4 protein-coding genes and 1 pseudogene are annotated in these 3,104 nt (G+C 64.3%); 1 reads left to right on the plus strand and 4 read right to left on the minus strand.

Annotated elements, in window-relative coordinates; all coding sequences use genetic code 11:
* Positions 1–245: pseudogene (locus tag EN742_RS29740) on the minus strand (methylcrotonoyl-CoA carboxylase); the annotation flags it as partial.
* A gap of 247 nt (positions 246–492) precedes the next feature.
* Here EN742_RS29740 and EN742_RS29745 point away from each other — a divergent pair.
* Entirely contained in the window at positions 493–885 is a 393-nt protein-coding gene (locus EN742_RS29745; protein ID WP_127399913.1) for a hypothetical protein, read from the plus strand.
* A gap of 17 nt (positions 886–902) precedes the next feature.
* Here the strand turns inward: EN742_RS29745 and EN742_RS29750 are convergent, their stop codons facing one another.
* Genes EN742_RS29750 through EN742_RS29760 form a run of 3 tightly spaced genes read right to left on the minus strand, consistent with a single transcriptional unit; the run spans position 903 to position 3,086 of the window.
* A complete protein-coding gene (locus EN742_RS29750; RefSeq protein ID WP_126055737.1) occupies positions 903–2,066 on the minus strand; it encodes an isovaleryl-CoA dehydrogenase in 1,164 nt (387 codons plus the stop codon).
* Between the two features lie 52 nt (positions 2,067–2,118).
* Positions 2,119–2,748 (minus strand): TetR/AcrR family transcriptional regulator, encoded by a 630-nt coding sequence (locus tag EN742_RS29755; RefSeq protein WP_127406919.1) that lies wholly within the window; start codon positions 2,746–2,748, stop codon positions 2,119–2,121.
* A 53-nt stretch (positions 2,749–2,801) separates the two neighbouring features.
* Positions 2,802–3,086 (minus strand): acylphosphatase, encoded by a 285-nt coding sequence (locus EN742_RS29760; protein WP_127407597.1) that lies wholly within the window; start codon positions 3,084–3,086, stop codon positions 2,802–2,804.
* Between the last annotated feature and the right edge of the window lie 18 nt (positions 3,087–3,104).

Genomic DNA, 3,104 nt, shown 5'->3' on the forward strand with positions numbered 1-3,104 from the left:
TACATCGACCATGCCGCGAACTGGCCGATCTCGAGGAAGGGCGAGCCGATGTCTAGCAACTGCGCAAGGCGCTCGCGAGGCAGGAGCTTGCCGCGCCCGACATGGCGCTCGCGCGCTTCGTCAGAGCCGCCGCGTTCGATGCTTGCAGCCTTCTCGGAAATGTCGGCGACGAGGGCGCGCATGCGCTCGGCGTTGGCGCGGAACGTGTCGGAGGCTGGGGAGATTTGGGATTGCAATGTGGCCACGTTGTTCCTCTCACCCCTCTTGATGCCGCGACGGAACCAGTGTAACAGCCCGCGCCCGGATGCCGCGCGCCAGGCATGGCATCCTTTTTACTAGTGACACCCTCAGGAGGCGACGATGAAAGGCATCGATATGCGTTTCACCAGATGTCTCCCTTCGGCCATGGCCTGACGCCGCCGAAGGGCGGCTTTCCACGTCCCGATTTTGAGCAAGAGGAACACGGCGCCTGCAAGCGCTGTGGGTGTCACAATGTATTTGCGGTTTGTAACGCCGCTGATCCATCCGAAGAGCCGGGTGGAGACCGGCTTTTTCCATGCGTCCTGGTATCTGTACCGGAACGGCTGCCCGGACTGGATCCATGACGAACTGGAGGATCAGTTCGACTGGTTCAATCGGCATCTGCCCATTCCTGGCCGGGTTGGCCGGCATTTCAAGCGCCGGAACTCGATCTGGGGCGTCTGCTGGTTTCACCCGGATGCCAGGGAGGCGATCAGCCGCGCGCGCTATTGTGCCTGGCTGATCGAGGAGGGCGGCTTGCCGGTGCGGTCGATAACGTCGGCGCGCCAGTGCGAGGTTCTGTGGCGCGACGCGCACCAGATCGTCGCCAAGCCAACCGACGACCTGCCCAAGGCGTTCGGCTGAGTTGGCGGAGGGGGACATCAAACTCCCTCCGCCATGATCTCGCGCCCGATCAGCCAGCGGCGGATCTCGCTGGTGCCAGCGCCGATCTCGTAGAGCTTGGCGTCTCGTAGAAGCCGGCCGGTCGGATAGTCGTTGATGTAGCCATTGCCGCCGAGCAGCTGGATAGCGTCGAGCGCCATCTGCGTTGCCTTCTCGGCCGCGAACAGCACGCAGCCGGCGGCGTCCTTGCGCGTGGTCTCGCCACGATCGCAGGCGGCGGCGACCGCGTAGACATAGGCGCGCGCGGCATTCATCGTCGCGTACATGTCGGCGAGCTTGCCCTGCACCAGCTGGAACGTGCCGATCGGCTGGCCGAACTGCTTGCGCTCATGCACATAGGGGATCGCCACGTCGAGGCACGCCGCCATCAGCCCGATCGGACCGCCGGCCAGCACCGCGCGCTCATAGTCGAGACCCGACATCAAGACCTCGACACCACGCCCTTCCTCGTGCAGCACGTTCTCGAACGGCACCTCGACATTCTCGAACACCAGTTCCCCGGTGTTGGAGCCGCGCATGCCGAGCTTGTCTAGCTTCTGCGCCACCGAGAAGCCGGCGAAATCCTTCTCGATGATGAAGGCGGTGATGCCGCGCGAATGGCGATCCGGGTCGGTCTTGGCATAGACCACCAGCGTCCCGGCGTCGGGACCGTTGGTGATCCACATCTTGGAACCGTTGAGCACATAGCGGTCGTTGCGTTTCTCGGCGCGCAGTCGCAGCGACACCACATCGGAGCCGGCGCCCGATTCCGACATCGCCAGCGCGCCGACCTTCTCGCCAGAGCAGAGGGCAGGGAGGTATTTCTCCTTCTGCGACGACGTTGCCCAGCGGTTGATCTGGTTGACGCAGAGATTGGAGTGCGCCCCGTAGGACAAGCCGACCGAGGCCGAGGCGCGCGAGATCTCCTCTACCGCCACGACATGGGCGAGATAGCCCATACCGCTGCCCCCGAATTCCGGATCAGCGGTGATGCCAAGCAGGCCGAGCGCGCCGAGCTCCGCCCACAGATGCGCCGGGAATTCGTTGGCGCGGTCGATCTCGGCCGCGATCGGCGCGATCTTCTCCTGCGCGAAACGCCGCACAAGGTCGCGCAGCGCCTCGATGTCCGGATCGAGCCCGAAGCTCAGCGTGTTCGTGTACATGCCGTTCCTCCCTGCGTATGCCCCGATCTTCGCGGGGGATCATGCGCGAAACTCAGAGCGCCACGACGTCCCTGGCGCGCCCTTGGCGGATTGTCGCGCCGACCAGGCGCATTGTCATCGAAAGATATGACGTGGTGACTTCGCCGATCGACAGCCGCTCGCCCGGCCGGAACCAGACGATGACGCCGGTCATCATCTGGATCAGCGCCATGGCGGTGAGCCCGATGTCGTCGATCGCAAAGACGCCGTCCTCCGCGCCGTCGCGCAGGATGGCGCGAAGTTCCTTCTCATAGGCCGAGCGCTGCTTGAGGATCAGCGTCAGCCGGTCGTGCGAAAGGCTGCGCAGCTCCATGTTCGAGACATGCGTGGCGTGGCGGCGCTCGATATGAAAGGCGATATGGTTTTCGACATAGGCGGCGAGCCGCGCAACCGGATCGGCGCCGGCCGGACGCGCCGCTTCCCAGGCCTGCAGCAGCCCTTCCATATGCTCGCGCATCAGCGTGAACAGCAGGTCTTCCTTGGTTGGGAAATAGCGATAGAGCGCGGCGGCCTGCACGCCGACTTCCGCCGCCAGCAGACGCATCGACATCGCCTCGTAGCCGAGGCGCGCGATTAGGCTCACCGCCGCCTCGCGGACGGCCGCTTCGGTCTTTTCCCCGTCGGAACCCGTCGTCCGCGCCATGGTCGCTCCTTACTCTATTAATAAAACAAACGTTCAATTAATTCAAGGGGCGACTAGGCGATTATCCGGAAGTCAACGGGTGGGCTGTGCGGTTCCATTTGCTCGATCTCGACCTTCAAGACCACGGCACCCCTTGGCCCTTGCCACAAACGGTCGATCATTGTCGAAACGGCAGCGTCGGTTCCCGCGAGCATGGCCGTCACCGTGCCGTCGCTCTCGTTGCGCACCCAGCCGGTGAGCCCGAGCCGCACGGCTTCGCTCCGCGTCCAGACCCTGTAGCTGACGCCTTGCACCCTGCCATGAACGCTGGCCCGCACTGCCCTTTGCTGGTTGGCCATGACTCGCTCCCTGCACAG

Origin of the sequence: Mesorhizobium sp. M4A.F.Ca.ET.020.02.1.1 (assembly GCF_004022645.1) — a bacterium.
In the GTDB taxonomy this organism is placed as follows: domain Bacteria; phylum Pseudomonadota; class Alphaproteobacteria; order Rhizobiales; family Rhizobiaceae; genus Mesorhizobium.